Annotated in this window: 6 protein-coding genes; 4 read left to right on the top strand and 2 right to left on the bottom strand. The window is 48.8% G+C overall.

Features of this window, described 5'->3' with window-relative positions; translation table 11 throughout:
* Window positions 1-67: 67 nt before the first annotated feature.
* Window positions 68-958: a DMT family transporter gene (locus VN105_RS07640; protein WP_325639518.1), complete on the bottom strand. Its 891-nt coding sequence runs from the start codon at window positions 956-958 to the stop codon at window positions 68-70.
* Window positions 959-1051: 93 nt separating this feature from the next.
* Between VN105_RS07640 and VN105_RS07635 the strand changes: the two genes are divergently transcribed.
* The 4 genes from VN105_RS07635 to VN105_RS07620 all read left to right on the top strand — a co-directional run bounded on the left by VN105_RS07635 (window position 1052) and on the right by VN105_RS07620 (window position 6282).
* Window positions 1052-2467, top strand: coding sequence for a PLP-dependent aminotransferase family protein (locus tag VN105_RS07635; RefSeq protein ID WP_325639516.1), 1416 nt, complete (start codon window positions 1052-1054; stop codon window positions 2465-2467).
* Window positions 2468-2617: 150 nt separating this feature from the next.
* A complete protein-coding gene (locus VN105_RS07630) occupies window positions 2618-3583 on the top strand; it encodes a hypothetical protein (protein WP_325639515.1) in 966 nt (321 codons plus the stop codon).
* 112 nt (window positions 3584-3695) lie between these two features.
* The gene (locus VN105_RS07625) at window positions 3696-5642 is read left to right on the top strand and encodes an ATP-binding protein (RefSeq protein ID WP_325639514.1); all 1947 of its coding nucleotides are present in this window, start codon (window positions 3696-3698) and stop codon (window positions 5640-5642) included.
* Entirely contained in the window at window positions 5623-6282 is a 660-nt protein-coding gene (locus tag VN105_RS07620) for a response regulator transcription factor (protein WP_325639512.1), read from the top strand. Before VN105_RS07625 ends, VN105_RS07620 begins: the two co-directional genes overlap by 20 nt.
* A gap of 6 nt (window positions 6283-6288) precedes the next feature.
* On the opposite strand, the gene VN105_RS07615 is transcribed toward VN105_RS07620, so the two are convergent.
* Window positions 6289-6525 (bottom strand): response regulator transcription factor (locus tag VN105_RS07615; protein ID WP_325639510.1); only part of this gene is annotated, 237 nt, incomplete at its 5' end.

The raw sequence follows: 6525 nt of genomic DNA, 5'->3' as shown, positions 1-6525 counted from the left end.
TCAGGTAAAGATGATACACTGACGGATGCCCTTGATAGCAAAAAGTAACAGGCAGTTTCCGCTACCATTATTTCGCAAACCTCCTCGATCCCGCCACACAAAGAATAACCCCTACAGTGATCCCTAGCATACCAATACTTACTTCTTCATGCAGCAAGCCTGCAGCCAGCGCCAACCCAAAAAATGGCTGCAGCAGCTGCAGCTGTCCTACAGCCGCAATACCTCCCTGCGCCAATCCACGGTACCAGAACACGAAACCAATCAACATACTGAACAGGGAAACATAACCTAAACCCACCCAGGCCTGTAACCTGATTCCTGCCAGCGGCGACGGGAACAATATGAATACAAGTGGCGCCATAACGGGCAATGAAAGCACCAGCGCCCAGGAAATCACCTGCCAGCCGCCCAGGTCCCTGGAAAGCTTTGCCCCTTCTGCATACCCCAGCCCGCATAAGATAATAGCCAGCAACATCAGTATGTCGCCCACCGGTGAGGCCGATAATCCCTGGAACACGGCAAAGCCCACCACCAAAAAACTTCCCATCAGTGAAAAAAACCAGAATGCCGCACGGGGATGCTCTCCTCCGCGTATTACGCCGAAAATAGCCGTGGTAAGGGGTAACATGCCTACGAACACAATTAAATGCGCCGATGTTACATATTGCAGAGCCAGGGCCGTTAACAAAGGAAAACCCACCACCACGCCGATGGCAACAACCGCCAATGGGAACAATTGCTTCCTTACCGGTAACTTTTCTTTATAGATCAGCAACAGGCAAAGACCCAGTAAACCTGCAACAGTGGCCCGGGCCACCGTTAAAAACACCGGGTCAAAATCCAGTACTGCCACCCTTGTTGCCGGTAAGGAACCACTGAAGATCAATACGCCGATAAATCCGTTTATCCAGCCGCCCGTTGTGTTTGACGCGGAGGTGTTAATACTCGTTGTTGCCATAATATCTGAATTGCGGTACAAAAATAGAAACAGGCATTCAATAAACACAGTCCCAGTTTTGTTTATTTTGATGGACACAGTTATATTTGACAGATGGGTAAAGATTTCCTGTATACTACTATTACCAACGGCATTGCCCGCCAGATAAGGAACGGAGTGCTGAAAACGGGCGACCGCCTGCCTTCCGTAAGAATGTTATGCCTGCAACATAACATTGGCATGAACACTGCAAAAAGGGTTTTCCTGGAACTGGAAGCCCTATCACTCATCAGCTCAAAACCACAATCCGGTTATTTTGTAAGTGCGCAGCCTCAACTGAAACTTCCGCTCACTGCGGTAAGCAAGCCGTCTGCAACAGGTAAAAACAGAGAACCGGATGAGTTGATAAGGAAAGTATATGCCGGTCTGGGAAAAGATGACCTCACTCCTTTTGCCATTGGCTCACCATCCGGGGAACTGCTGCCCCTGGCAAAACTAAACAGGGAAATAGCGCTTGCCACCCGTTCGCTCAAATCCGGTGGCATCGGCTATGAGCCATTACAGGGCAATATTATGTTGCGAAGGATGATTGCCGCCCGCTCACTCTCCTGGGGCGGTAACCTGGATGAAAACGACCTGCTCACCACTGCAGGCGGAATGAATGCACTGTCTTTTTGCATGATGGCTTTATCAAAACCGGGTGATACTATTGCTATGGAAAGCCCCTGTTACCCCGGCAGCCTGCAACTGGCCCTGAGTCTCGGTTTAAAAGTACTTGAACTGCCCACCCATCCTACCAAAGGCATTGAAATAGATGCGCTAAAAAAAGCCATCCCGAAGATCCAGCTCTGCCTGCTGGCTCCTAACTTCAATACTCCCCTGGGAAGCCACATGCCCGATGAACACAAGGAAGCAGTAGTAAAATTATTAGCCAGGCATCACATTCCGCTTATTGAAGATGATATATACGGCGACCTCCATTTTGACGCTCAACGTCCGATATGCTGTAAAACATTTGATAAAAAAGGTATGGTGCTATGGTGCAGCTCTGCTTCAAAAACCCTTGCACCGGGATATCGCGTTGGCTGGCTGGCGCCGGGAAGGTACAAGGAACAGATCCTGAAACTGAAACTGGTACATGCACTGTCATGTACTGCTGTAACACAGGAGGCGGTAGCCGGTTTCCTGAAAAGCGGCAGGTATGAAAATCATCTCCGCCAGCTCCGGCAAACCCTGCAGGATAACTACCAGCATTATATACGCACCATTGCACAATATTTCCCGAACGGTACCAAAACAAGCAGGCCGCAGGGCGGGCTGTCGCTATGGGTGGAACTCAATAAAAACATCAACACTACAAAGCTCTTCGAAAAAGCCATCAAACAAAAAATAAGCATTGCGCCCGGAAGAATGTTCACGTTACAGGACCAGTATGAAAATTGTATGAGGCTTTCCCTCGGCATGCCCTGGAGCAGCAACGTGGAACAGCAACTGCAATTGTTGGGCAAACTGGCCGCCACCATGCGCTGATAACAGGCTATCTTATACAACCCGTCGGAAAACGCATCACAGGTATCGTAACTGTTCCTGCAAAAAACCCATGGAAAACCCTTAGAAATAAAACAGGGTTCTTCCTTATTGTACATGCCCGTAAAAATGGATTCTTTTGTTAAAAAAGAAATGAAACTTCCAACCAAATTTTTTACAGCAATACTGGTACTGGGCGCCCTCATTAGCTCCTGCAGCAAAAAAAACGACGGTCCGGCCGGAGGTGGCTATAACTATGGGCCGGGCAATATTTTTATAAAGCAGGGAACGGAAGGTATTACCAGGATCAATATGCAAAACGGGGAGCTCTCCGGCGTAATCCCCAACTGGATCGGCGCCGGATGGGACATCAGCTGGGATGGCACTAAAGGCGTAAAACAACTCAATCCCGCCAGCTATGATACCCGTTATATCATCTTCAATACCGGCGACGGCGCCACCATTAAGGAGATCTTTTACGAACCGAATGATAATCATGGCGGACTGCCTTACATTTCGCCCGACGGCACCAAACTGGCACTGCAGCCCATGCTGGACGACGGCCTGGTGATCCTTGACATGAACGGCAGGGTGCTAAAAAACATCGCCGGTTACGGCAACGATCATGATTTTAAATATCTCGATCCCATTGCCTGGGAACCCGGCGGCACTATCCTGTTTAAAAAGAACGGCAGCCTGTACAGGACTAACACCAGTTTTACCTCCGCCTCCAAAATAAAGGACATTCCTTTCTCTGATTGGCAGGGATATGCCTGCGCCAGTCCGGACGGAAAAAAAATAGCCTTATCAGCAGGTAACCATATCTGGCTGATGAATGCCGATGGAAGCGATTTCCACCAGGTAACCGAAAGCAATCAGTCTGAAATAAAACCCTGCTTCTCACCAGACAGCAAATACATTGCTATTGCTGCCAACTCCAGGGCCGGCGTTCCCGGCTCGGGCAGTACCGCCGCACATCTGTGCCTGGTGCCCGCCGACGGACAGGTGTATAAAGTATGGCCGGGAGAAGATAACCGCGTAATACAGGTGCAGGTAAAAGGAGAGGAACGATCAGACGGACTAGGAACAACCATAGTGGGCGACTTTGTATGGAGGTAAAACTACCCGTAACTCTTGGTCGTCTGATTTTTTAAACCGAACTTCCCTTAGTCATCAGGAGCATGTGAATACACGTGCGCTACCCTGTTTCTTTTCCATACACCCGGATAGTTTGAAAAAAGTATTGGTTATATTGTTCGCACTGGCGGCGTTTTCCCGGGAAGCAGTTGCACGGCAACAGCCAGGCGCCTCCTACCCCGACAGCCTGATGGCCGCGGTAACTGCGGCAACTACCGATAGCGTCAAAGCCCGGCTGCTTTTCCGGCTTTCTGATTATTGGGCCGACAGGGACAGCGCCCGCGCGGTGGATATCGCGCAACAGTCGTTCCGCTACACGAAAAACAATTCCTTTCTCCGCGGCGTGGCCCACTTCTACAGGGCAGGTGCATATTACAGCTACGACATCATCAAAAGCCAGCAGGATTACATGCAGGCCGACGAAATACTGCAGCGTTTTTCAACACCCGAATCATTTCAATACCGGTCCCGCGCCTGGCATAACTATGGCGCACTGGACCAGCTGATGGACAATAGCAAAGGATTTGTAGAAGCCCTGCTCTCCAGGGCAATCCCGCTTGCCCAGGCAGCCGGCGACCAGGAACGGGTAGCCTGGAACTATATGGATCTCGGCGCCGAGTTTATGAATTATAAGAACTATGAACGGGCAGGCGACTACTATGAGAAAGCAATAAAAATACTCACCGGCCTGCATGAACGGTCCCTTGTGCTGGCAGAATGTCTTATGAGTAAATCTAAATCCTTTGTACTGCAGAACAAGCCGGATTCGGCAACATCCTCTTTAAAAGAAGCCTTCAAAATCCTTTCATCCCACTCCGACTCCTCTTACCTGCCCGTTTATTACTGCATAGAGGGAATGTACTACTCGCGTTTAAAACAGTGGCCGCAGGCTATTGCTTCATTAAACAAAGGGGATACACTGGCTGCACAGCTCAACCGGCCATATGATGCAGCCACTATTGCTTACGAGAAGTATGAAGTATATAAACAACAGGGACAGCTGGAAAAAGCTAAATCCTTCCTTGAAAAGGCATATAAATTACAAGCGCGCCATGCCATCAGCACCAATGTACGACTACTGTTATTTGAGCTGGCAAAAACGGAAAAAGCCCTGGGCCATCCCGCAATAGCTTTCGACCAGATGTTACAGTACGCACAATTATCGGATAGTGTTTTCACCGCGCAAACAGCCGTAACCATAGCAGGACTGGAAACAAAATACCGTGTTGCCGAAAAAGAAAAACAACTGCTCCGGCTGCAAAACCGCAACCAGGTGCAACGGCTGCTGTTATACTTTGGGGCATGCCTCCTTGGATTGCTTGGCGGGTTTATTTATTATGCATACCGGCAACGGAAAAAAAGAGAAAAACAACGGTTAAATACGATGCAGCAGGAGCTCGAAATGCAGATCACCAAAGCACAGCTGCAAGGCGAAGAAAAAGAACGACAGCGCCTGGCCCGGGACCTGCACGACGGGCTCGGTGGGATGCTGGCAGGTATTAAGTTAAATCTTTCGGTGGCCAGCCACGATAAAGAACGCGGACAAAGCGTTGAACTCGGGAACGTAATTGCCCAGGTAGATAACTCCGTACATGAATTGCGTCGTATTGCCCGTAACATGGTTCCGGAAATACTGGTACGCGCCGGTTTCTCCAACGCCATAAGGGACCTTTGTAAAACAATGGATACGCAAACCATGCGGGTGGAATGCGAATTACTGAACCTGCAGGAAAATATACGGATGCAGGAGAAAATCGAGATCTACAGGATTGTACAGGAATTGCTTGCAAACGCTGCCCGGCATTCCGGTGCCACGGAAGTATTTTTACAATGCAGCAAAGTACACGAACGGTTTTATATTACCATTGAAGACAACGGTAAAGGCCTCCCCGAACCGGATAACTCCCGGCACGGGAATGGCATGGGCCTGGAAAACATACGATCACGGCTGGCATATATGCACGGGAAAATAGAATTACAATCATCTCCCGGAAAAGGTACCATCATTAACATAGAAATCAATGTTACGGAAGAAAGATAATATCAGGGTTGTACTGGTAGAAGATCATGGTATTTTTGTTGAAGGACTGAATACCGTTTTTCAGAAAATACCCGGCGTGGAAGTAGCCGCCGCCTTTAACAAAGGCGAGGAGGCACTCAACTATTTACAACAACATGGGGCAGATATTGTTTTTCTGGACATCAGCCTCCCTGGCCAGCTGTCCGGCATCGACATCTGCCAGGCCATTCACCGCACGCGCAGGAAAACAAAAGTAATTGCCCTTAGCAACCATACGGAAAAACATATCATTAACGACATGCTCAACAGCGGCGCTAACGGGTACCTGCTAAAGAACGCTTCGCTTCAGGATCTTGAAAACGCCATAGCGCAGGTGCTACAGGGGCAGTTTGTAATGAGCGATGAAGTAAGGGGAATCATCTTCTCTCCTTCCGGCATTCCCAAAAAACTACCACGCCTTACCGCACGCGAAAAAGAAGTGCTCCACTGGATCAGTGAAGGGCTTACCACCCAGCAAATGGCCGATAAACTTTTTATCAGCATACAAACCGTGGAAAGCCACCGTTATAACCTCCTGCAAAAGTTTGAAGTGCCCAATGCGGTAACGCTGATAAAAAAAGCCATTGGACTGGGGTTAATTAAGGTAGATGAAGAGCAGTAAATAATATTATAACATACCATATTCGCCGGCCTTCTTTATGAGCGATGCAGAGTTACTTACGCGGAACTTCTGCATCAGGTTATGGCGATGTGTTTCCACTGTTTGCGGACTGATGAACAATTGTTTGGCTATAACCGCAGTAGTAGCGCCTTCGCTCACCAACTTCAGTACTTCCTGCTCCCTTTGGGTAAGACGGGGAATGTTTTTCACTTTTGCTTCCGGGGAGAAAAGAATTTTTTGCAG

Source organism: Chitinophaga sp. (assembly GCF_035564935.1).
In the GTDB taxonomy this organism is placed as follows: Bacteria; Bacteroidota; Bacteroidia; order Chitinophagales; family Chitinophagaceae; genus Chitinophaga.
The sequence above is the reverse complement of the archived record's forward strand: the minus strand, read 5'-3'. Positions and strand labels throughout refer to the sequence as shown.

What these genes read in the sequence shown, in the direction of transcription:
- VN105_RS07640 (WP_325639518.1), bottom strand. Translation starts at nt 958, where the DNA reads ATGGCAACAACGAGTATTAACACCTCCGCGTCAAACACAACGGGCGGC.
- VN105_RS07635 (WP_325639516.1), top strand. Translation starts at nt 1,052, where the DNA reads ATGGGTAAAGATTTCCTGTATACTACTATTACCAACGGCATTGCCCGC.
- VN105_RS07630 (WP_325639515.1), top strand. Translation starts at nt 2,618, where the DNA reads ATGAAACTTCCAACCAAATTTTTTACAGCAATACTGGTACTGGGCGCC.
- VN105_RS07620 (WP_325639512.1), top strand. Translation starts at nt 5,623, where the DNA reads ATGTTACGGAAGAAAGATAATATCAGGGTTGTACTGGTAGAAGATCAT.